At 41.8% G+C, this 23509-nt stretch carries 21 protein-coding genes, 1 pseudogene and 1 riboswitch; of the genes and pseudogenes, 13 read left to right on the forward strand and 9 right to left on the reverse strand.

All coding sequences use genetic code 11. The annotated features are described in order from the left end of the window. The first annotated feature begins 57 nt into the window (after positions 1-57). Genes GLO7428_RS02070 through GLO7428_RS02080 form a run of 3 tightly spaced genes read left to right on the forward strand, consistent with a single transcriptional unit; the run spans position 58 to position 2397 of the window. Positions 58-1500 (forward strand): DUF2157 domain-containing protein, encoded by a 1443-nt coding sequence (locus GLO7428_RS02070; RefSeq protein WP_015186895.1) that lies wholly within the window; start codon positions 58-60, stop codon positions 1498-1500. A 17-nt stretch (positions 1501-1517) separates the two neighbouring features. Further along, positions 1518-2165, forward strand: coding sequence for a GDYXXLXY domain-containing protein (locus GLO7428_RS02075; protein WP_015186896.1), 648 nt, complete (start codon positions 1518-1520; stop codon positions 2163-2165). 10 nt (positions 2166-2175) lie between these two features. After that, entirely contained in the window at positions 2176-2397 is a 222-nt protein-coding gene (locus tag GLO7428_RS02080) for a hypothetical protein (protein WP_015186897.1), read from the forward strand. A 100-nt stretch (positions 2398-2497) separates the two neighbouring features. On the opposite strand, the gene era is transcribed toward GLO7428_RS02080, so the two are convergent. Then, positions 2498-3454: a GTPase Era gene (era, locus tag GLO7428_RS02085; RefSeq protein WP_015186898.1), complete on the reverse strand. Its 957-nt coding sequence runs from the start codon at positions 3452-3454 to the stop codon at positions 2498-2500. A gap of 206 nt (positions 3455-3660) precedes the next feature. Here era and GLO7428_RS02090 point away from each other — a divergent pair, with 206 nt between their 5' ends. Beyond that, a complete protein-coding gene (locus GLO7428_RS02090; protein ID WP_015186899.1) occupies positions 3661-4743 on the forward strand; it encodes an ATP-dependent 6-phosphofructokinase in 1083 nt (360 codons plus the stop codon). Positions 4744-4780: 37 nt separating this feature from the next. On the opposite strand, the gene GLO7428_RS02095 is transcribed toward GLO7428_RS02090, so the two are convergent. Further along, a complete protein-coding gene (locus GLO7428_RS02095; RefSeq protein ID WP_015186900.1) occupies positions 4781-5899 on the reverse strand; it encodes a succinylglutamate desuccinylase/aspartoacylase family protein in 1119 nt (372 codons plus the stop codon). A 306-nt stretch (positions 5900-6205) separates the two neighbouring features. Between GLO7428_RS02095 and GLO7428_RS02100 the strand changes: the two genes are divergently transcribed. Genes GLO7428_RS02100 through GLO7428_RS02110 form a run of 3 tightly spaced genes read left to right on the forward strand, consistent with a single transcriptional unit; the run spans position 6206 to position 9416 of the window. Continuing rightward, positions 6206-6919, forward strand: coding sequence for a cation diffusion facilitator family transporter (locus GLO7428_RS02100; protein WP_015186901.1), 714 nt, complete (start codon positions 6206-6208; stop codon positions 6917-6919). After that, positions 6916-8967 carry an alkaline phosphatase gene (locus GLO7428_RS02105; protein ID WP_015186902.1) on the forward strand — a complete coding sequence of 684 codons (2052 nt, stop codon included), beginning with the start codon at positions 6916-6918 and terminating at the stop codon, positions 8965-8967. The genes GLO7428_RS02100 and GLO7428_RS02105 overlap by 4 nt, the downstream gene beginning before the upstream one ends. Then, positions 8964-9416, forward strand: a complete 453-nt coding sequence (locus GLO7428_RS02110) for a carboxypeptidase-like regulatory domain-containing protein (RefSeq protein ID WP_015186903.1) — start codon at positions 8964-8966, stop codon at positions 9414-9416. Before GLO7428_RS02105 ends, GLO7428_RS02110 begins: the two co-directional genes overlap by 4 nt. Positions 9417-9577: 161 nt before the next feature. On the opposite strand, the gene GLO7428_RS02115 is transcribed toward GLO7428_RS02110, so the two are convergent. Next, a complete protein-coding gene (locus GLO7428_RS02115) occupies positions 9578-10216 on the reverse strand; it encodes a histidine phosphatase family protein (protein WP_041918821.1) in 639 nt (212 codons plus the stop codon). A 402-nt stretch (positions 10217-10618) separates the two neighbouring features. Here GLO7428_RS02115 and GLO7428_RS02120 point away from each other — a divergent pair, with 402 nt between their 5' ends. Beyond that, entirely contained in the window at positions 10619-11749 is a 1131-nt protein-coding gene (locus GLO7428_RS02120; protein ID WP_015186905.1) for a serine protease, read from the forward strand. Positions 11750-11988: 239 nt separating this feature from the next. Further along, the gene (locus tag GLO7428_RS27605) at positions 11989-12468 is read left to right on the forward strand and encodes a hypothetical protein (protein ID WP_015186906.1); all 480 of its coding nucleotides are present in this window, start codon (positions 11989-11991) and stop codon (positions 12466-12468) included. Positions 12469-12741: 273 nt separating this feature from the next. Here GLO7428_RS27605 and GLO7428_RS02130 read toward each other — a convergent pair whose 3' ends face one another. Continuing rightward, positions 12742-13173 (reverse strand): DUF4278 domain-containing protein, encoded by a 432-nt coding sequence (locus GLO7428_RS02130; protein ID WP_015186907.1) that lies wholly within the window; start codon positions 13171-13173, stop codon positions 12742-12744. A gap of 48 nt (positions 13174-13221) precedes the next feature. Next, a riboswitch (Glutamine riboswitch) is annotated at positions 13222-13313 on the reverse strand. A 162-nt stretch (positions 13314-13475) separates the two neighbouring features. Further along, positions 13476-16853: a PAS domain-containing protein gene (locus GLO7428_RS25810; protein WP_051038386.1), complete on the reverse strand. Its 3378-nt coding sequence runs from the start codon at positions 16851-16853 to the stop codon at positions 13476-13478. Between the two features lie 499 nt (positions 16854-17352). Between GLO7428_RS25810 and GLO7428_RS02140 the strand changes: the two genes are divergently transcribed. The 3 genes from GLO7428_RS02140 to GLO7428_RS27610 all read left to right on the forward strand — a co-directional run bounded on the left by GLO7428_RS02140 (position 17353) and on the right by GLO7428_RS27610 (position 19270). Next, positions 17353-17568, forward strand: coding sequence for an NAD(P)H-quinone oxidoreductase subunit O (locus GLO7428_RS02140; protein WP_015186909.1), 216 nt, complete (start codon positions 17353-17355; stop codon positions 17566-17568). A 156-nt stretch (positions 17569-17724) separates the two neighbouring features. Continuing rightward, the gene (mdh, locus tag GLO7428_RS02145) at positions 17725-18696 is read left to right on the forward strand and encodes a malate dehydrogenase (protein WP_015186910.1); all 972 of its coding nucleotides are present in this window, start codon (positions 17725-17727) and stop codon (positions 18694-18696) included. A 403-nt stretch (positions 18697-19099) separates the two neighbouring features. Further along, on the forward strand, positions 19100-19270 hold the full coding sequence (locus GLO7428_RS27610; RefSeq protein WP_015186911.1) for a hypothetical protein: 171 nt from the start codon (positions 19100-19102) through the stop codon (positions 19268-19270). A 42-nt stretch (positions 19271-19312) separates the two neighbouring features. Here the strand turns inward: GLO7428_RS27610 and GLO7428_RS02150 are convergent, their stop codons facing one another. The 4 genes and pseudogenes from GLO7428_RS02150 to GLO7428_RS02165 all read right to left on the reverse strand — a co-directional run bounded on the left by GLO7428_RS02150 (position 19313) and on the right by GLO7428_RS02165 (position 21807). After that, positions 19313-20161 carry a DNA-formamidopyrimidine glycosylase gene (locus tag GLO7428_RS02150; RefSeq protein WP_015186912.1) on the reverse strand — a complete coding sequence of 283 codons (849 nt, stop codon included), beginning with the start codon at positions 20159-20161 and terminating at the stop codon, positions 19313-19315. Between the two features lie 177 nt (positions 20162-20338). Beyond that, positions 20339-20545, reverse strand: a pseudogene (locus tag GLO7428_RS29625) (photosystem I reaction center subunit IV); the annotation flags it as partial. Between the two features lie 189 nt (positions 20546-20734). Beyond that, positions 20735-21355, reverse strand: a complete 621-nt coding sequence (locus tag GLO7428_RS02160; protein ID WP_015186914.1) for a DUF6391 domain-containing protein — start codon at positions 21353-21355, stop codon at positions 20735-20737. Between the two features lie 176 nt (positions 21356-21531). Beyond that, positions 21532-21807 (reverse strand): helix-turn-helix transcriptional regulator, encoded by a 276-nt coding sequence (locus GLO7428_RS02165; protein WP_015186915.1) that lies wholly within the window; start codon positions 21805-21807, stop codon positions 21532-21534. A gap of 721 nt (positions 21808-22528) precedes the next feature. Here GLO7428_RS02165 and GLO7428_RS02170 point away from each other — a divergent pair. Then, positions 22529-23419 carry a TIGR02281 family clan AA aspartic protease gene (locus GLO7428_RS02170; RefSeq protein WP_015186916.1) on the forward strand — a complete coding sequence of 297 codons (891 nt, stop codon included), beginning with the start codon at positions 22529-22531 and terminating at the stop codon, positions 23417-23419. Positions 23420-23509 lie beyond the last annotated feature (90 nt).

Here is a 23509-nt window from a genome sequence, read left to right on the forward strand (position 1 = left end):
TTCACACCCTTATTATCTATTACTAAAATATAAACTTATATACAGTAGGAGGCTGACGTGACTTCGGATAAGTTTCGTCACCAGTTACGCCATGAAGCCCAAATATGGCAAGCTGAGGGACTCATAGATGATTTGCAATACGAGCAGCTATCACAACGCTATCAATTTAACACGCTTGATAGCACAGCCCGTAATAGTTTTATCGCCATTTTAGTTGGTTTGGGTAGTATTCTGATCGGTTTAGGAATTATTACCTTTGTAGCTGCAAATTGGCAAGAATTACCGCGACTTGGTAAAGTCACACTACTACTAAGTTTGTTTATCGGTGTTAATATTGCAGGCTTTTGGTTATGGAAACACCCTAAAGAATCGCGACAACGCCTAGGACATGGATTGCTGCTTTTGGGGGCACTGATTCTGGGTGCAAATATGGGATTGATGGGGCAAATTTTTCACATCAATGCGCCATTTTATGAATTATTACTGGCTTGGGGAATTGGTGTGTTAGCAATGGCATACAGCCTGCGGTTAACTTCGTTGGGCGTGTTGTCAATTATATTGCTGTGGCTGGGATATTGGGGATATTGGGGAAGCGCGATCGCCCAAAGTTGGTCAACAGCTGCAATAACAGAAGTAACATGGTCGTCGCTCATCGGGCAACATATGCCGCTATTATCAGTAGTATTATTTATCCCGTTAGCTTATTGGTGTCGTTCTGGTTGGATTTTTGCGCTAGGTGCGATCGCCATTGTCACATCCTTAGAAGCAAATCTCCAAACTTTCGTGTGGGGAACGTCTCAAAGCGGTTGGGTAACAAGTATTGCGTTTGCGCTACCAGCAGCTTTGTTATGGAGTTATGATGACTCACCCCTGGTGCATGGTAATTTTCTTAGACTACATAGACACAGCGATCGCCATCTCAAATTTGGTTCATTTCAAGCGATCGCGCGTAACTTAGCCTTATTTACTCTGGGAGTCTTATTCATCTTTGCAGCCACAACCGCTTTTTGGGACTCTTTGGCGCAATCTACCGAGTATAATACTCCATCGCGACAAAACCAACTGCTGCTCATTGATGCAGTCGTCTTAGCTGGTATTGCAGTTTGGCAATGGATTAGTTTAATGACTTCGCAAAGCCGTCGCCGTCGTCAACAAAATATGACTACCATTGTTGTCGGTGTGTTTATCTGCATTATTGCTTTAGTCACTTTTTGGCATATTGAGGTAGCGAACATTTCACCATACGCCACCTTTATCTTCAATGTCATGTTATTCCTCTTTGCAGCAGGGTTAATTCGTACAGGATTAGCTAAAGGAGGAAGACGCGCCTTTTGGGGTGGAATGCTGCTATTAAGCTTACGGATTTTCTACGTATTTTTGCTATCTGCGACAGGATTACTCTTCAAATCCTTAGTGTTCATTTTATGTGGCATTGGTGTCATGGCTGTAGGGCTATGGTTTGAACGCCACATTCGCATTCACCATCCAGCAAAATCATAGTTTTGAAAGGATTCAGTATGACATCTCGTGTTAAGACAACACCTGAAGCGTTAAAGCCGCAAAAACTTCCGCAAATTCCATTTTGGCGGCTATGGCTACCACTACTGTTTCAAACAGGAATTATTTTAGCTGCACCAGCGCAGCCGTTTTATACGCAACTTACCGGAAAAACCGCGATTCTGCAAACTGTCCCTGTCGATCCTTACGATCCATTACGAGGTTATTCGCAAACACTCAGCTATGATATTTCCCAAATTAACAACTTGCAGCGTCTTCCTGGTTGGCAAGAGTTAACGCAACAGCATACTAGCGCGCCTTTGGTTCATGATGTACCCATAGGAACAAACCTTTATGTCACCCTCGAAGCGCCTACATCGAGTTCAACACCACCAACCGCGTGGAAACCTGTACGCGTTAGTCGCGATCGCCCGCAAATCGCTGCAAATCAAGTTGCGATTAAAGGAAAGTTTACTGGAAACTCAGTTACTTACGGCTTAGAAACATATTATATGCCCGAAGCGCAGCGCGATGAAATCAATCAAAGCATTGCACAAGCCCAACGCAACCAACAACAGCGATCGCTTGTCGTCGAAGTGAAAGTTGATGCTCAAGGTCGTGCTGTACCGATGAGCTTTTGGGTAAATCAGCGTAATTATCGATTTTAACGTCAGTTTGATGGAGTTATCAGAATTAGAAAAACAAATTATTGTTAATTCTTGGTCGTTTCTCACTGAGATGATCCTACAACCGACAATGCAGAGAGGAAATCATACAACATACTTTGTTCACACGCCGACAAATCAATTTGTTCTCAAAATCTACTCCACGACAACAGCAAATTCTCAAATTGAATACGAACACTCGTTACTCGTCTTTTTACAACAAGCGTTATTATGATTCGTGGCTATTACAAACACAGTCTAGATTCATAACCCGCGCAGGCGGGTTTTGTCTGTGTCGTCGCGACTGGAAGTCGCCCTTCGATTACAAATACAAATTATTCCTCCACCCGATAACCCAACTCAGACAACCGAAAACGCGATTGTCGCCATTTGGGTTGCACTTTCACGAATAATTCCAGATAAACTTTACCCGCGATTAACTTTTGCATTTGTTCTCGCGCCGCCGAACCGATCGCTTTCAGCATCGTACCGCCCTTGCCAATTAAAATACCTTTTTGCGAGTCGCGTTCCACATGAATTGTCGCTAAAACGCGCGTAATTGTTGTATCTTCCTCAACGCGATCAATCGTCACAGCTACCGAGTGGGGAACTTCTTCGCGCGTGAGAAGCAAAATTTGTTCGCGAATTAATTCGCCCATAATAAACCGTTCAGGTTGATCGGTGACTAAATCGGGCGGATAGTAGTATGGTCCTGGTTCTAAATGCGTAACAAGTAATTGTTGCAGCGTGTCTAACCCGTCGCCTGTCAGTGCAGAAAACTTGACAATTTGCCATTGATGAGGTGTTGCTAACTCTTCATAAGTACAATCGAGTTGCTGCGATGCTTGTTGATCGATTTTGTTGATGCCCAAAATCACAGGGTTTTCTGTGCGACTGAGAAGATCGACAATAAAGCGATCGCCGCCGCCTGCGGGTTGCGAACCATCGACGACAAATAAAATGACATCAACCGCATCAATTGCAATTTTGGCATTGCGAACTAAAACTTCGCCGAGTTGGTGGTGCGGTTTGTGAATTCCTGGCGTATCGACAAAAATGAGTTGTGCTTCCGGTGTGGTTAAGATTCCCTGCAAGCGATTTCGCGTAGTTTGCGCCACGGGCGAAGTAATGGCAATTTTTTGTCCCACGAGTTGATTCATCAATGTCGATTTACCAACATTCGGACGACCAACAATACCTATAAAACCCGATTTGTATCCAGTAGGCGCTTGCGGAATACTCCACGCTTCAGAAAAATTCAAACTATCAATATCACTCACTTTCGTAGTCATCCTGAATTACATCAAAGAACTAAGTAAACTAAAAGCAAATTGCTACAACTAGCCACTAACCATTAACCAATAACTACTATTTGCAAGTTTTAATATAGTTTCTTTGCCAAAAATCACAAATAATAAAGTCCTGCGGAAATTTACAAAAAGTGTCTACCTAATCTAGTTTAATCATCTTCTAAAGAGGACTTTTAGCTTAAGTCAACATGGGAGAACACAAACGCATTGGTATTCTTACCAGTGGCGGTGATTGCGCTGGATTAAATGCTGTGATTCGGGCAGTGGTGAATCGCGCGGTAGGGACTTACGGTTGGGAAGTGTTGGGTATTCGCCAAGCTACGCTAGGGTTAATGCAGCAACCACCGAAGTATATCGCTTTGGACATTGAGAAGGTAAATTCTTTGCTGACGGCTGGCGGTACAGTTTTAGGCACCACCAATAAAGGCAATCCGTTTGCTTATCCAATGGCGGATGGTAGTGTATGCGATCGCTCTGAGGAAATTATCGCAGGTTATCGTCAACTCAACTTAGATGCCTTAATCGGAATTGGCGGCGATGGTAGCTTAGCAATTTTACGGCGTCTTGCCCAACAAGGAGGCATTAACTTAGTTGCCATTCCCAAAACAATTGATAACGATGTCGGAGTTACTGAACTTTCAATTGGTTTTGAAACTGCGGTGAGTATTGCAACCGAAGCCCTCGATCGATTGCATTTTACCGCTGCGAGTCACAGCCGCGTTATGATTTTGGAAGTGATGGGGCGCGATGCGGGACACATCGCCATTAGCGCCGGAATTGCTGGCGGTGCAGATGTTATCCTCATTCCTGAAATTCCCTATACCGTTGACCAAGTTTGCCGTAATATTAAAGAACGCCAAGAACAAGGCAAAAACTACTGTTTAATCGTCGTTTCTGAAGCTGTACGCAATGAAACTGGCAATTCGGTTGTGAGTACCGATCGCATGGGTGAATGCAGATATGGCGGTATCGGTCAGTATTTAGCAGATGAAATTTGTCATCGCATTGGTGCTGAAACCCGCGTCACCGTTTTGGGACATATTCAACGCGGTGGAACTCCTTCACCGTTAGAAAGACTGATTGCTTCAGCTTTTGGCGTCGCTGCCGTTGATTTAATCGCCGAGCAAAAATACGATCAAATGGTAACATGGCAAAATCGTCAAGTTGTGAGCGTCCCCATCGCCGAAGCGATCGCTCAATATCGCGCGGTTGATCCGCATGGAACTCTCGTCAAAACTGCCAGAGGCTTAAATATCTGTATGGGAGATTAAATAACTTATGGGATAGGCATTCTGCCTGTCCTTTAAACTACATTATTGCTAATACATATTCGCCTTCATTCACTGCATAATTAGTAGCAACATCATAAACAAAACCATCTTTTTCTGCGCAAATATCAATGACATAAGGCAATTCTCCAGTTTTATTAAACATTAGAATTTGATATAGCCTTTCTCCCATTTTAACCTTGCTACCAAGTGGTACTCGCGCTTGCACCATACCACCAACCGGAGCATAATATTTTGTTATCTGACTTTTTAACGTAAAAGTCATTTTGTGCGCGATCGCCTTTGTATTATTAATTGCTAATATACCTTTATGCAGTAAATAATTTTTCACTCCTGCAACGCCTTTTTCTACCGACTGCGGTTGCATTTGCATTCCTGAACCAAGTTCTAATGTCCAGGCTTCTACATCAAAAACAATCTCTCGTCCTAGCTGTTGAAAAGTGTTTTCTAATGCTAACCAGGGTTTGATAAAAGCTTCATCAAAAGCATCGCCATCGTAGTCATCCAGTAAAATTCCATAATCAAGTAAAAAGTATTGCGCACTAAGTTCGCGGCGGGGAAAATAGTAAAGATAATCTAACCCGCGATCGCTAGACGTGTGGAGGTCAATTAAGTAATCAGCATCAATACTCAGTGATTGCAATCGGTAGCGAAAAAGTTCGGTAAAAGGTACGCTGCTAGGCGAATGAATTTTTTCAGCAAGCGTCGCAAAGCAGTTGATAATTTTATTTAAATAGTTTATTCTAATAGTATTTTTATCTAAATTTATTTGCGTTTGAGCAAATTCTTTTAAATCTTTTTGCCTTTTTTCATAATCCCAAAAAATGCGATTCCAGTCTTTGCCTTCGTAAACACAATAGCGTCCCGAAGCAAAATGATGCGATCGCTGATTGACTCCTAGGGGATTGCATACAGGTACTAGCCAAACTTCACCAATCAATTCAGTATTTTGTAAAGTTTGAAAAAACTCAATTAGCTGATGTATCACGGCATTACCTGCAATTTCCGCGCCGTGTAAATTTGCTTGTATATATGCCTTTTTCCCAGATTTATCACCAACAAATCGATAAACTTGCAGCGACAAGCGATCGCCAGAAGCTAACTGAAGCAGAGGAATCGTGTAGATATCAGGAATCATACCAAAAGTCTAAACTTATATCATGTTATAGATAAAGTTAATCAGAAAATAAATGCAAATTAAAGTTTAGTTGTTAGCAAAAATATTTAGTAATAATTACCAATTTTTCTAGCAAAAAACCGCTTTAATTTACCAAAAATTAAAGTTTGCTTACTGATTCATTAATCTAATAGTTGCTAATCTGCACAAGGATTCATTTAATTTACTCCGTGTCAGAGTAGTGAGAATTAAGTTGCAAGTTGAGAAACATTATGCTTCTCTAGAGCAACTGATACTACATAAGGTTGCCATTTTTACTCTGTGATAATGCCAAAATTGCACTCGAACACGCGGAAAATCCAAATACTGCAACTAGCACTTGGGCTGGAGATCAGTTTTTTTGCTGTTGAACTTGGTGTTGGGTTATGGGTCCACAGTTTGTCGCTGTTAGCAGATGCAGGTCATCTCCTTTCAGATGTTGCAGCATTAGGAGTAACGCTGATAGCAAGCTGGATGGCGCAAAGCGCTAAACGTCGCGCTAAGGACAAGAATGGTCGCATTGAATTATTTGCCGCACTACTAAATAGTCTAAGTTTAATTATTTTGGCAAGTTGGGTAGCGACCGAAGCAATTGCGAGGATGCGATCGCCAACGTCATCAGATATTCTTAGCCTACCGATGTTGCTTACAGCAGTAGTCGGGTTAGGAATTAATGGTTGTAATGCTTTTTGGTTACACGAGTGCAGTCACTGTGACCTTAACTTTAAAGCAGCTTTCTTGCACGTCATATCAGATTTATTTAGTTCAGTTGGTGTAATTCTAGCCGCGATCGCAATTTCTTGGCTCGGTTGGATGTGGGCTGATAGTGCAATTAGTCTTTTAGTATCAGGACTCGTTGCGATTTCGGCTACAGCGCTACTGCTACAAAGCCTCTGGATGCTATTTGGCAAAGCTTCTCCTGCTACTACAAATGCTTGCGACTGTGAAAAACGCGACATGGAAAAACTTTTATTTCCATCATTAGAGGAGATTTTGCGATGAGCAGTTTATGCTCAATTCAGTTTGTGTGGAAGCGATGGAAAGTAGTTAGTCTTTTGATCGTCATAACGATGATTTGGCTAGCTACTGTGTTACCTGTGCAAGCGCAAGGAGCAAACGAAGAACTAGTACGCATCTGGCCTACAAATAACACAACTTTACTGGTTGGGCAACGCTTTGATTTGCGTGTAGAAAGCTTAATTCCGGCGCAGTCAACACCGAAATTAGAGTCTATCACAATCAACGGCAATAACTTTACTGGAAGTTTTAGACAGCGAATCAACGAACAGCTGCAACGACCTGGTGGTTCCATCGAAGTCGGACAACCGCCCGAAGGGTCAAACCTTTTTGGTCAAACATTCCGAAACTGGAGTTTACCTCAGCCAGGACGTTACGAAATTGTCGCAACTTTGAACATCGACGGACGCCAAGTTTCTGCACGCAATACGTACCGCGTTCAACCATTTCAACAACGAGGTAATTTAAACAAAATTATCTTTTTTGTTGGCGATGGTATGGGGACACCGTTACGCACAGGGGCGCGTTTGATGAAATACGGTGTTAAAGATGGTCAACCAGGTGGCTACCTTAATTTAGAGCAAATGCCAGTTACGGGTTTAGTAGCTACGCACTCACTCAATAGTATTGTTCCCGATTCAGCGAATACTGCGGCTGCTTGGGTTTCTGGGGCAAAAACCATTAACAATGCACTCAATGCGTTTCCTGACAATACACCCGAAAATCCGCTGGATAATCCGCGAATTGAAACTTTACCCCAGTACATGAAGCGGAGATACAAATGGGGTATTGGAATGGTGACAACCGCGTTTACAACGGACGCGACACCTTCATCCTTTGCAGCCAATCAAGTACAACGCGCTCAATATGAGGCGATCGCGCAACAGTATTTTGACTTTTTTCAAGATGGTTGGTATTTACCAGAAACCGGATATCGTAGCTTAAAAGAATTATCGCAACCTGTTGATGTTCTCCTCGGTCCAGGAGCGCGTCATTACGTCCCTGACGAAAACGCCGCGGCTCAATTTAGAGATACAGTATTTCGTCGCGATAATCAAGATCTCGTCGCTGTTGCTCGGCAACAAGGTTACAGTATTGTCACCGACTTGAACAGCATGAATCAAGCTCCTAACGATCGCCCCATCTTTGGTTTATTTTTAGGAGACTTTCGTGAAGGTGCGGCTTTAGGTCCACAAAATACTCCATCAGTACTCGATTTATTAATTGCACGTGGTAGAGCAACAATTGACGGTAGAGGCGCAAGTCAGCTAACTCCTCCTGTACCGTCAGAATTTGCTACAATTCCCACGCTCGAAGAAATGACTAAAAAAGCGATCGCGGTTCTTGAAGCCAAGTCGCCCCAGGGTTGGATGCTGCAAGTTGAGTCTTCGCAATCTGATAAACTCGCGCACCCTCTCGATCCCGATCGAACACTTTATGAAGTTTTAACTTTGGATGACGCCGTAGGAGAAGCACGCCAATTCGTTGCCCAAAATCCTAATGCACTGATTCTTGTCACTGCGGATCACGCTCAAGGTCAAACTGTCGGTGGTACAGTAGACTCACAAGCAATTCGCGAAGGCAGAATTGATTTAAATGATGCCATGCAGTCGTTTGAAGATGCAGGTTTTACAACTTATCAAGATACAGATGGCGATGGCTATCCGAACGAAGCAAATCCAAGCATTAAGTTAGCGATCGGAATTTCCGCGCGACCAACATTCCGCACTGACTTTCTTACTGATGACTTAAATTTACCTCCTTCCGGTGAGGATGGTACTGAACCTAATCCTGAGCGCGATCCGAATGGTTTACTGCTAACCAATGACTTAGAACGCGAAACTACGGTTGCTAATCATACAGCAGATGATGTTCCGATCGCTGCTCAAGGACCTGGAGCCGGATTATTCACTGGTGTTATGGATAATATTGAAGTCTTCCAACGCATGGCTGCTGTTATTTCTGGTGTGAGAAACCGTCAAGACTTAGCGACTGGTAGACCATCGATTACTGCTGCGGAGGCTGAATCATGACATTGAGTAAACCAAGAGTCGCAACGATGTTCAAACTCAGAAAACTACTGCGTTCTAAACAATTGCGCTTAGTATTAGGTATCGCCATCGCAGTAACAGTATTTACTCTACTGATGCTGCAACCAACTCTAGCGTTTCGAGCGCGTCCTCATGGAGATAGTTTACTCTATGGTAAATTAGCCGATACTCGCCGCATCCACGGTGGACATGGTGTCGTTGCCAATGCCAAAGTCACAATTAATTCTATTCCTCCACAAACAACTCGTACCGACGACCAAGGTCAATTTTGGTTTAAAGGATTGCGAGATGTTCATTATGTTCTCAAAATAGAGTTACCTTACGATCGCAGCAATATCTACTCTTTATCGACTACTGTACGCGGTCAAACAGGTGAATTTTTCGATATCGGTAACGATGAGCGGCATAATTTGCACGAAATGGACTATTAAGTGTAGAGATGAGGAGTGATTAGTGGGAGTGTAGGAGTGTGGGAGCGTTGGCGAGTGAGCGAGTGTTCGAGTACTAGAGAAATTACCCTCTAACTTTCATACTTTCAATCCCTACTACCCTACTCCCGCCTACCTGCTACTCTGTTTCCCCAGTTTCTTAATTAAGTTCCAGGTAGCGATCGCAAATGCTCATTCAGGTGCGTGCGATCGGCTAAAGCCTGAAGCAGTGGACCATGCGTCCCAAATTCTACAATACTAATCGCACCAACAGGGCATCCTAAGCGATAACGGAAGCGCCCGACATCGATTCCGAGTAAGCTACATAACATGATGCGAATCGTTGCTTTGTGCGAAACTATCAAAATATTGCCACTACTGTAACGATTTTTGATTTCCTCAATAACTTGCATCGCACGAGAAGCGATCGCGACAGCTAACTCACCACCCGTCGGCGGATACCATGCGGGATCTGCTGACCAGCGAATATAATCATCGTGATAATCGCGGGCGACGGTATCGACTGATAAGCCTTCCCACTTGCCAAAGTTAATTTCTTTTAAACCGTCGCGCAGTTGTGGTTCTATTCCGATCGCTGTGCATAAGGGTTTAGCAGTTGCGATCGTGCGTTGCATTGGGCTAGAAAAAACAGCAGTCCAAGCAGTATCGCGATAAGCCGCAGCAAAAGCTTGTGCCATTTCTAGTCCTTCTGGTGTCAAATCTGGATCAATAGCACCACAAAAAGCATTATTTCGACTGCATTCAGTTTGTCCATGTCGCAAGAAATAAAGCGAGATAGCCACAATTGGTAGTTGATAGTTGATAGTTGACAGTTGGTAGTTGACAAAGTCTTCCCATACTCTCTTCACTGTCAACTACTATAATACCAAATTCGAGTGAATTAAGCAATATTACTTACTTTTTTAGTATTAAATAATACTATTTTTTTAAGATAATTAAAGCAATAACAAAATACAATAATACACGAATAAATATTTTATTGAGGCTCAAAGTTATATTTATGAAACTGTTAAAAACACATTTAATCCAGGCAAAAATTGACAAATTAAAGATTTGTGAAATACTTAGAGAATTTAGATAATCTCACCCGAATAACTAAAAGAGACAAAAAGTGATTGTATTCAAAGCCTTCAATTTTCATAGTAACTGAACTTGAATTAGTGGTGTAAAGAGGAAGAATAAACATGATGCAAAAACTGACCCGCTCGTATGTATTATCATTTGTGGCGATCGCGAGCGCATTGCCAACTGCGGCGATCGCGGCTCCTGGCTTTATCTTTAAAACTAACGATAGTGTGACTGCTAACAGTAGCAGTAGCTACTGGACACCACAGCGACTGCAAAATGCAAAACCATTAAACTTACCTAAACCTACGAACAGTCAGATAACAACACAAGCGACACCTTTAGCAGGAACGCCAATCAGTGCAAGTGGTCAAGCACCAACCATTAATATCGCCCCTAATTTACAGAATAAGCTCTTTCAACCGAGCCAAGTTAATTCTAATTCGGTCGCTGACGAAGCAGTACAACCGAATAATGCGGGTTCAGTAGGTGCGTATTTCACAAGTTCTCGACTGATTCCCCTCTCCGCAGATACTGTCTATCCATACAGGACAGTCGGAAAACTCTTCTTTACTCAACCAGGTCAAGGCGACTTTGTTTGCTCTGGTGCAGTGATTAAGCAAAGAATTGTCCTTACAGCAGGTCACTGCGTTCATAGCGGTAACGGTGGTCAAAATGGGTTCTTCACAAATTTCTTATTTGTTCCTGCTTATCGCGATGGTGCTGCGCCGTTTAAATCTTGGAGTTGGAGTTATGTCATTACTACAGATGCTTGGTCAAAGGGTAATGGTGTAGTTCCCAACGCTGCTGATTACGCGATGCTTGAAATCAACGACCTACCCTTCAATGGCGTTTATCGTAAAATCGGTCAAGTAACTGGTTTTTTGGGTTTTAAAACGCTTAGTCTTTTTCCCAACCACGCAACTTTGTTAGGCTATCCAGGTAATCTTGATAATGGCAACAAAATGCATCAAGTTACTGCCCAAAGTTTTCGTACCCGTACTCCCAATTCAGTAGAGTATGGCTCTGATATGCGCGGCGGTTCGAGTGGTGGACCTTGGGTACAAAATTTCGGTGTCGCCGCTGTCGGGCAAAATGGTGGCAGAAATCCAGGATTAAATCAAATTATTGGTGTTACGTCATACGGTCCTGTAGCGACTGATCCGTTGTATCAAGGTAGTTCTATTCCAGACTCCCGCTTTGTCAATATGCTCAACACCATCTGTAAAAGAAAGCCTGGAAACTGTTAGAGGAAAACTCATTTGTATGACACGATTTGTCAGGTTTTGCCACTACACAAAACCTGAATTTTTATATAACATTGCTGCCAAAATATCATTTTAATTTTTCTCCTCTTGACGCCAGAAGTAAACAGTTATAAGTTATCTATAATTAGATTAATAGCAAGTGTCATTCTCTCTATGAGTTCTAATAAATACACTTAGCGTTTGCGGTGTAATTCATATAACTTTATTCTTAAAAATATTCGATGTACAAAATATGGATTCTTAGTACAGTATTCAGCCTATTTCCTACTGTACTAGTTGCTCAAGACTCTCTATGCTACATAGAATGGCGCGGACAGTTTATCGACTTATCTAATAATCTTTGTGACAACAAATCTCCATCTTCTTTCAGAGAACTGACGGCGACTACACGACGAATGATTCCACTGAATAACGTGCGCGTCTCTGACATAAGAATTGAGCTTTCAGAGAACGGAACGCCAGAAATTAAAGGAACGCTGACGAATGAATCAAATCAAGTAGGTGAATTACCAATCATTCAATTCAATGTAATCGATCAACGTAATAATCGCATCCTTGCGAGTGAAGCCATTGCGTTGGATAGCAGTAATGGCATTGCCCCTGGAGAACAAATGTCATTTATTAAGGCAATTAACACAAATATTTTTAGCAACGGAGTAAGACTATCGGATCTGCAAGTAAAAATCGCCAATTCTATTTAACATTAAGATAGAAGTTGACGATCAGAAGAGATAAGCAAAATTAGACTGCATTATCTTTCATTTAAAATCCTCTTCTACTTCATCGACGAATTAAGCTAGAGGTTTGCAGTGTATATCTAGCATTAATCATCGACTCTAGACTGATAATATTGTTGTTAAATAGTTTTCCCTAACTAAATAAGAACTAGAGGAGCCAGTATCGCGCAAAAGATTGTTCCATTGAGCGAACCAGCATCCTGTTAAGATGACTGGCGTTAGCAGATTGATTCTAACTTATTTATTTGTAACAAGCTGTTTGGCTTCGACTTCCAGCATTTGAATCAATTTTTGGTCGCCTCGCGCGCGTGCAACTTGTAGCCGATGTTCTAAATTTTGGCGAATGTTGGCGATATGAGTATGATTTAATTCTTCTAATGCTCTCTGACGACTACTTGCGGTTGATACCTGATTTTCTGCTTTTAGTTTAGTCTTGGCTGTCTCTGTATACTGCCTGCGAACAAGACTAGCTTCTACATCAATCGGATGACCTACGCTGTAGCTAGCTCCACGATACTTCAAACCAACAACTGGCTGAGGTACAGGAATATGCCGAGGGTAACGCTGTTTCCAATTCACACCTCGATATTGACCGCCAATATCTCCCTCAGTCATTTGGATATTAGGTTCGCTGGATTCGTAGTTGACCCCTCGATAAGTAAGTTTCATTTTTGTAGCCTTTTCACTAGATTCCTTGATAGGTTTTAGGTTATGTAAAGTGCGTTCCTTCGGGAAGTTTCCCTACTTCCGTCTCTACAAAGCATCTAACTTAAGGCGGATTCTTATCAAAAAAAGTAGAGATGAACGTTGCATTTTCTGTATCTAATTTTACTGTTTTTTAGCAATAACGTCAACTTTAACAAAACTTAATATTAAAAGCATTGATATTATTGCACTTTAATTAATTGGATGCTAAATCAAAACTCTGTTTGAGAAATTTCAGTAATGACGAAACCGTGTTGCCAACTTAGTTAAGAAGAAGTCAGCGTATACGCTTGCTTGACTATTTGTGTACTTAAATGCCAATGAGAACGTCGCGCTTCATCATTTGCGATGCTACCCCACTGATTTGATAATTCTGCTACTGGCATTGGCTCACCAATATAATAACCTTGAGCATAATTGACACCTAACTCATGAAGTAACTGCAATGTCTCTGGTAATGCAACAAACTCTGCAATCGTAGCAATAGATAACCCGCGCGCAACTTCCACGATCGCTTTGACTAAGTGGCGATCGAGAACGTCTTTCGCTAAATTCTTGATAAAACTCCCGTCAATCTTGAGATAGTCTACTGGTAGGTGCTTGAGTTGGGCAAACGAAGAATAACCCATGCCAAAATCATCGATCGCAAATTGACAGCCGATTTGTTTGAGCGTATTAATGAATTTACGTGCTTGAGAAAAATCGGCGATCGCCGCTGTTTCTGTAATCTCTAACACTAAAGATGCAGGATTAATACCTGTTGTCGCAAGTTCTTGCTGAATCATCGGTAAGAGTTCGCTATCAGATAAAGATTTCCCAGAGATGTTAACTTCCAAGCGCAGATTGTTACCTACTTTTGCTTGATTTGCGATGAGGTGAATTGCTTGGCAAACTACCCATCGGTCAATATGAGAGATTAACCCACATTCTTCAGCAATTGGTAAGAACGTGTTAGGACTAATGATCTCTTTATCTTTTCCTAACATCCGAATTAGAATTTCGTAGCAAGAAAAAGTATTTTGTTGTAAATCTAAAATTGGTTGGCAGTACAGTACAAACAAATTTTGTTCAAGCGCCTCGCGGATTTGATTTTTCCAGAAATTTCGCGATTGGATTTGAACTTGCCAATGCGGATCGGGAGTGTACAGGCTAAAGCAATTACTACCAAGTTTTTTTGATTTATACATCGCGAGATCAGCATGAGCAAAAAGCTCATCTGCTACAATTCCATGGTCTGGAAATACAGTAGCACCGATACTTGCTGTAATTCGTACAGGCTGCCCATTAGCTATAACTACATGATTTTTGAGTGCGCCGACGATTTTTTGTTTGATCAAATCAACATCATGCAAAGAAATTTGGGGAACGAGTATCGCAAATTCATCGCCCCCTAAACGTGCTAAGATATCTTTCTCCTCGATTTGTTCTTGTAGTAAAGTTGCGAGATTTTTGAGGAGATCGTCTCCGGCTTTGTGTCCTAGCGTATCGTTAATATCTTTAAAGTCATCGATATCGATTAAAACTAAAGCCCCAGATTCGCGATCGCGCTCAAGAGCTAGTTCTAAATAATGCTCTAATTGAGCTTGAAAGTAGCGACGATTGAACAAGCCTGTCAAAGAGTCATGGTTAGCTAAGTACGAAAGTTGCGCTTCTAAGCGCTTACGTTCGCTGATATCGCGCGCAATAGTAGCAACAAAATCAAGCTCTCCAGCCGCTGAGCTTTTGGCTACAATCACTTGTGACACTGGAATTTCTTCTTTCTGGCGGTTGAGTAGCGCCATTTCTCCATTCCAAACTCCACGGGAAAGTAAAGTAGGAACGACTGTATCAAGAAATATTTGATTTGCCCAATCAGGATGACAATCAAAAATGTTGAGTCGTGAAATGTCTTGTTGCGGATCTAACCCTAATATTTTGTAGCCAGCTTGATTGAGATACAAGGGTTTGCCTTGACTATCGGCAATTCCCACAAAGTCTGTTGTTGCTTCTAAAATAGCTGTAAAGCGAGCTTGCGCCGCTTCGGTTTGTTTGCGCGTCGTGATATCTTCAACTGTACCCTCATAACATACAATGTCGCCATGAATATTACGGACAATTCTGGCGTTTTCTGAGATCCAAATTGTACTGCCATCTTTGCGGTAAACTTGTGATTCAAACCCTGATACGCAATTGTGCTGCTGCATCAAACGAATACACTCAGCACGGCGATGCGGATCGACATAAAGTTGCTTTTCAATATTAGTTACAGTTGCTACGAGTTCTTCGGGTGAATCATAGCCATAGATTCGTGCAAGTGCGGGATTGGCGCTGAGATATTGCCCTGTGGGTGTCGTTTGAAAAATTCCTTCACTGGCGTTTTCAAAAATACTACGATATTTTGCTTCTGCTTGTCTTAGTGCTTCTTCAGTTTGAATTCTTTTAGTAACATCATGCGCCGAAACAACAGCAGCACGCTTTCCTAAAAAAGTGAGTGAATGGCACGAAACTTCTACCTTGATAATCGTTCCATCTTTCTTGCGGTGTCTCCAAATTCCGTGGGGACTAAGTTCAGACTTGAGATGTTTTAGCTGTTGCAGCAAACTCGCGACATCTTCTGATGGACGAATATCTTTAATCGTCATGGATAAAAATTCATCGCGTTCGTAGCCATAATGCGCGATCGCGGCGTTGTTAACAGCAAGGAACGCGAGTGTCTCAATATCGTACACCCACATCGGACAAGGATGACTTTCAAATAATTCGCGATATCTTTGTTCGCTTTCTTTAAGTGCAGCTTCGGAACGTTTTAATTCAGAAATATCTGTAATAAATCCTTCTAAGCCCAAAACTTGACCATGACTATCAAAAACCCCGCTACCTTTTTCCCATAACCATTTTTGTTCGCCAGATTTGGTATTAATCCGGTATTCAATGACGTAAGGCTGCTGTGCTTCTACAGCTTTTGTAATACTCTGTAGAACTCTTGGTAAATCTTTTGGGTGAGTAATAGCGTTATATAATCCTGTTATGCCGATTAATTCTTCGCTACAGTAACCTGTGAGTTCTAAACAACCTTCACTGACATAGGTCATTGACCAGTTAGGATCGTTACTACACGCAAACGCAATTCCTGGTAACGAGTCGATCAAAGTTGCTAATCGACGTTGACTTTCTGCAAGTGCTACTTCCGTATACAAACGGCGCGAACTCAAAGCTTGCTGTACGACTAAAAGTAAAACAACTATTGTGGTAAGGTCAGCGACTTCTATCGCTAGCTGAGCCGTAGGATATGCATAGTGTATTCCTGCGCTTACTGCAAGGATTGCGATCGCAACACCAACCTGCCACCAAAAGGCTGTTTTTTTGGCAAAATGCAGTTTCAGCCAGAACGTTGAGATGCAAAACGTCACACTTCCTACTAGCATTGGTAACATTGCCATCTTCATGTCATGCATTCCAGCAAAACTTTTGACTAGCGTACCACTTGCTAAAAAAAATCTTTTGTCAAATTGCCAACGATTTAAAAGCCAAACAATTGCTTTTCCCAAAGTTATAACTGCTACAGAGATGCAACCAAAAATAATCAAAGGAAAGTACGTTTGTAGGGATTGGCTGTAAGTTGATTCCAGTATAGTTTTTAATGCGATCGCCCCGCAAGTTAACACGATTGCTGCACAACTAACAACTACAACGGGAATTATTGAAAGAATAAGTAATATATATATCATATGTAGCTATCATAACTAGGCGTTTTTTGCGAATGACTACATTGCTATAGTGTAAGTAGCCAATTAGTTTTTAAGCGACTTACGTTTTATTGTTTAATTTATTTTTGCCCACTTTGACTGATACTTTAACCTGTATTTTTGCTGATATTAATTCGGTTATTAACTACATTGAAATAACTCGTTTTCGAGATTATTATCACTGTTAAATTACTGAGATTTTTTGTAAAATTTAGGTAAAGACATACAGCTTTATCCTCAGCCTTCTTTGTCTCGGTTCCATGCGGGCTATCCTAAAAACAGAACGTAAACCTTAAGAAACAACACCAATGGGCGCGTATCTCAGTCTTGACGAAGCTCAGTCAGATTTGTAGAGTTCATAAACGAGCCTAAAGGGTGCAAAATAGAAGAAGAATTACAATTTAGTAGCATAAGAAGTATGGCTGTTAAAAAAGGTGATTTAGTCCGTGCGGTTCGGGAAAAGTTGGAAAATTCCTTAGAATCTCAAGCAAGTGACACGCGTTTTCCGTCATACATATTTGAAACTAAGGGAGAAGTCTTGGATATTAAAGGAGATTATGCGCTTGTTGTCTTTGGACAAGTTCCGACGCCGAATATCTGGTTACGGGTAGATCAACTAGAATCACTGAAGTAGCTAGTTATCAATTGGTAATCAGCAACAATAGCTATCACGTGATACAAATTACGGTGATTGATAAAACTAATATCCGGAAAGTCGTAATTTGCATATTCAGAAATCTGGTCATGTACTAACGGCGTAAATACACCTAGGAAAACGGATTTCTCAGTTATGCCCATCGCCTCTACTTCGCAGTTATTGGGTTACTCTCCCCGCGTCACGATCGTTGGCGTTGGTAAAGTTGGCAGTACATTAGCGCAACAAATTGGTGAGAAAAATCTAGCCGATGTGGTGCTATTAGACGAAGTAGAGGGATTACCTCAGGGTTTGGCACTTGACTTGATGGAAGCTAAAGGAATATCACTGCATAGTCGCGAGTTTATCGGTACAACAAATTACGCTGATACTGCTGGTTCAGATATTGTCGTTATAACCGCAGGGCAACCGCGTAAGCCAGGAATGAATCGTGACGAGTTGCTCAAAACTAACGCCCGCATTGTAGTAGAAACAGCAAAAAATGCGATCGCCTATTCTCCGAATGCCATTTTAATTGTGGTGACGAATCCTTTGGATGTCATGACTTATCTTGCTTGGCAAGCAACACAATTGCCTACAAGGCGCGTCATTGGTATGGCTGGAGTTTTAGACTCGGCAAGGTTTCAAGCTTTTGTGGCGATGGAATTAGGTGTCAGTATTGCAGATGTCCGCGCGATCGTCTTAGGTAGTCATGGCGATTTGATGGTACCTTTACCGCGCTATTCGACAGTCAATGGTATTCCCATTACAGAATTAATCGATGCCGCAACGATCGATCGCTTGGTAGAAAGAACCCGTAAGGGAGGTGCAGAAATTGTCGAATTAATGCAAACAGGTAGCGCCTACTTTGCACCTGCGGCTTCTACATATTTAATGGTGGAAGCAATTTTACTCAACCAATCGCGTTTAGTTCCAGTAGCAGCCTATCTTCAAGGCGAGTATGGTTTACATGATATTTTTATTGGTGTTCCTACGTTGCTTGGGGCGAGTGGAGTTGAGCAAATCTTAGAATTAAAACTGACCAATGCAGAAATCTCTGCGTTACATCTTGCAGCACAAGAAGTTAAACAAAATATAGAGCAGGCGCGATCGCTTCTTGCAAGTTAAATTAACGAATTTTAACGCTTAAAACGTCATATATCCTTAATTTCACCTAAGCTGTTGCATCCAGTAAATAAAACAGTGCGTATGATTACGGTGGAGAAGCTTTGACACCATCAATATACTAGAAAATATAGTAGTTTTGTTGGTATCGCTACTATGTATCGCAAGTTCAGCACGACTCGTGCGTAACTTTACGTATAAACCAGTACTTTTGAGTCATACTACTTAGCTATTATCTGGGCTTTTCTATATTTTGCGATCGCAAGTCTCAGTAGTAATCTGCTTGTACATAGCAAAATCTTTACTGAATTTTCATTGCTGATCGCGGTCTACACATCCATTTCTTTACTCAAAATCAGGCATTCTCTAATTACTAGTAACTATCTTGTGTTGAAAAATACTTTCTATGAATATTATTTTTTTACTTTATCTGATCGCGGCTTATATTTTTTCAGGATTTATTTGCTGGCTAGCGATCCTCAAAAATTGCAATCGGCGCTTTCCACCTCCACGCTGGCAATGTCCTTTAATAATTACATTTTGGCCTATTTGGATTCTTGTAGAAATTAAAAGCTAAACAACTTGCTGAAAAATCAACTAGCCAAATCGGGAAAAAGCTTTATTGCTGACAGTTAGGACAAAAGTGAGAAGATCGTCCCGCTAGTCGAATTCGCTGAATTGGCGTCTGGCAGATGCGACAGGGTTGACCAGTACGGTTGTAAACCCAAGCAATACCACTATATTTACCGTTAACACCTTGTACGTTTAAAAAAGTACTAAACGTTGTGCCACCTGCGGCAATACTTGTTTCGAGAACTTGAATGATACTACGGCGCAGTTTTTCGATCTGTGGTAAGCGCAACTCGCTACAAAGGGTTGTTGGTCGTAGCTGGCTGAGAAACAATGCTTCATCAGCGTAAATATTACCTAATCCGGCAACCATCGCTTGATCTAAAAGCGCGGTTTTGATTGCCCGTTGGCGATTTTTGAATTTTTGAGTTAAGTAATCGACCGAAAACGCTGGAGAGAAAGGATCTAATCCTAATTTAGCTAAACCTGTGATGACGCTTTCTACGGGAATTTCTGGCGGTACCCACCACATTTGACCAAACGTGCGTTGATCGACAAAGCGTAACTCTAACTTGTTATCAAAAAACAGCCTGACGCGGGTATGTTTATGTAATTCTTCATCCTGATTTAACCACAATAGCTGACCTGTCATCCGCAAATGTACGCCTAACCAACCGGATGCGGTATTTGAAGAATGTTGCGTTTCAGCTAGTAAGTATTTACCATAACGATGCCACTGGGCGATCGCACATCCTTGAATTCCTGTTAAGAATTCTGCAATAGAAAGTGGGTGGGCGATCGTGCGTTCTAGCAACACATCTCCACCCATAATTTGCTGACTCAGGGTAACTTGATTGAGTCCCCGTCGTACAGTCTCTACTTCAGGTAATTCCGGCACAATTTAACGTGAATCAGTTCCTTGGTTAGCATCACCAACCACGACAGAACTGCCATCTCCCGACTCTGGTGCAGCAGTCGTCTTGCCTTCAGGCTTCAGCGGTGTTCCTTGACCTGTTGTCCGAGTACGTTCGTCGATAGTCGTTTGTTTGCCACCAGTCGTAGCGGGAGTTGCTTTTTTCGCCTTTGGCGCTGGTTTTTCAATCTCTACGAGTTCTGTTTCCGCAAAGTTATTTGTATTCACACCTGCGTAGTTGACTTTATCAAAGCGGACAATCACAGGATAGCGAATGCCACTTTTGTCAACCGAGGCAACAACTCCTACATCTTGAAACCAGTAGGATTCTTTGCGGAGGATTCGCACTTTTGAACCACGTTCAACCATTTGTACTTTTCCTTTTAGTTATCGATTGCCACAGAGATACGGCTAATAGATTTCACTCTACAACCTCATGCCAGCAATAAAGTCGAGTATTAAGTTATTTATCTGACTTGAGCTACTAACTACTTTTCAGCGTACTACTCAGCAGCAACTTACTCTACTATTGAGTCTTTAAGTTTTATGAATTTGTTGTCAATTAATTGTCGCTCGATCTATCCAACTGACTTCCACAAAATAGGCAGCTTTTCCCCACGCATCCTGAGTCAGCTTGATGTTTCCCACTGCTAAGTTAAACGGAATTGCGGTAGTAAGATAACGTTGCGCTAGTGTACCCACATCGGGCGCTAAATGAGTAGCCATCGTTGCTGCTAAACCTAACCCTAACATTTGCTCAACTGGCCCGCGTGGTAAAAGTAGATGAAAGCCTACCGCAAGTCCTGCTGCAAGTAGAATTCCCGTTGATACGTTTGTCCCACAGCGGGGATGTACTGCTAGATTCCATTCTCCACCTGTAAGCCGCTGCAATGCAATATTCACTGCGCTACGTAAGGTAGCTTGATTCAAATGACCGTAAAGGTAGAATCCTTGTTCAGTAGAGAAACCTGCCAACAATTGGCTGTCAGTAGATTGATAGCTACTTTGTTCGCTGAGTACCCATACTGTCGCGTGTTCTAGCGCATGAACCTGCCGCAGCATTAAAATGTCTCTTATTCCTGGAATAAAAGCTAGCTGTTGAATAAGTTCCGTATCTTGAGCTTGCGTAGGTCGAGTCAGATTATCAAAACCAAAAAAATCTAAAATGGGCGTAGTCATGGCAGCGTTTCTCCAGAAGCTGCTAGATGAGGAATAAGCGTAGCGTTTTATATTGTTAAGTGTTAATAGTTACTGCATTGAGAAAGAGGTATGTTCAAATTTAATATAGTTTGCCTTTGAATAGTTGAGATTCACTGTCAATCGCGAGGAAGTTGTTTGCGATACGCATAAACTGATTACGAAACCGTACCATCGTTATGGTTAGGCAAAGTACAGCAGTTCACATCATTCAAGCAAACTTTACCCCACTGTAGCGCCCATCGAACTAACGCCACTCGATTTTCAGTCGCGGTTTTAGTCAGAATGTTGCTAATGTGATTATCGACAGTACGTTTACTAATATCTAATTTTTCTGCTATCTCTTGGTTTGTTAAGCCAGCAGCTACTAGTTCAATAATTTGTAATTCTCGATCAGACAGGGAAACAGGGGTTTGAGACTCGCCACCAGCCATACTAGCAATTTATCCTTAGTAGATCTACTTACTCTCCTTCTTCAATTCTAAAGGATTCTTTTAATGGTCGGCTTCTCTAAGTATCGGATATGTTGTGTTTTTTCCTTAGAATGAAGCTGACTAAGTTCCCACCTACTGACAAAAAAAAGTTTGTTGGCTTTTTTACAACACATACAGTAGAGGGAAAATTAAGTAAAAATACTTATTTACTTTAGGCAAAAATGAATTCTCAGATCCATCAAAATTAATCACTGAAATGTATTTGCGTTGAGGTCTAATATCATTTCACTTTGAAGTTACTACAAATAGGCAGCTTCAGGAGCCTGCGCCGTGCGGGGGTTTACCCCCAATCCCCACTACGTGGGGTCCCCGAGTCCCCCGTTGAGGCGACTGGCGTGGGCAGAGGAAGCAGAGGAGAAATGATTTGTCGTTTTTATTTAGTGAAATGGTCTAAATAATCAAATTTGAGCGTGAAACAATTTGAATACTTTACTTGAGCTAAGGTTAACTCAATACTCAAAATTTGGGAAAATAAACTCCGTTTTCAGCGCACTTACGTTAAATATTTCTTATTTTTGATGAAGTCAATTTTGCGCGATCGCTAAACTTAATCAAACATTCGCGCTGTTTACCGAACTATAAGTTTGCTGTGTTTAAATTGAAATGGGTGAAAAAAAGACACTCAGTAACTTCGGTTGGTTAAAGTGCATTGTATGTCATTATGCTTAAAATTTATCCAGCGCCAGCAGCAATCATTTTTCTTTCAAGTACAATCGCGATCGCTGGTGTTGGTTGCAATAGCAAACCCTATCTTCATCAGTTAAGTCATACAGCCTCAGTTACTAATAAAAGCCCATCGGGTACAGCATTAGTCAAAAAATCTGCCGTTGCCACAAAGTTACCATCCGTAACGCCAAACGTGCAGCCAAGTCAGTTTGAATTAGCATTAGACAAAGCAACGGCGGCGTATACTATTAGTCAATCAGCGCGGTCAGCCGACGATTGGCGCTTAGTTGTAAGTAAATGGCAAGAAGCGCTGGCTTTGATGAAAGCAGTACCTACAGACAGTCAGCAGCGTGCGATCGCGCAAAAAAAGATAACTGAATATCAACAAAATATTGAGTATGCTCAGCAACAAGTTAATCTTAACTCGACAACTACGCCGCAACTAGAAAGCTTACCTTTGAACGCGGTAGAACCTGAGGTACCTGAAGTTTTGCCACCCCTAGAACAAGATCAAACAGTTATTCGCATTCCGGTAAAACGCCGCGAAAGTGGCACACCCGTTATCAATGTGACGTTTAACGGAACACAAAAGTTTGAAATGATTGTCGATACTGGGGCTAGCAACACGGTGATTACGCAAGCGATCGCCACTGCACTAGGAATTAAACCCACAACAACCGCAAAAGCAAATACTGCTAGTGATAGAGGCGTGGAATTTCTGATTGGCTATGTTGATACTATCGAGGTTGGAGGAGTCGTTGTTAACAATTTACCCGTAGCGATCGCGCCGTCTGCGCAACTAGAAACCGGATTACTAGGACACGACTTCTTTCAAAATTACGATCTCACATTCAAGCGAGATGTTATTGAGTTTCGCCCGCGTTAGATACATAAGAGTCAGGGTTCAGGGAGCGCAGGTTAAAGAATATTTTATATTTCAAAGTTTTGAGTGTAGAAACTGTTTAGTTTTTATTCA

The sequence above is a fragment of the Gloeocapsa sp. PCC 7428 genome (assembly GCF_000317555.1).
Lineage (GTDB): Bacteria > Cyanobacteriota > Cyanobacteriia > Cyanobacteriales > Chroococcidiopsidaceae > Chroogloeocystis.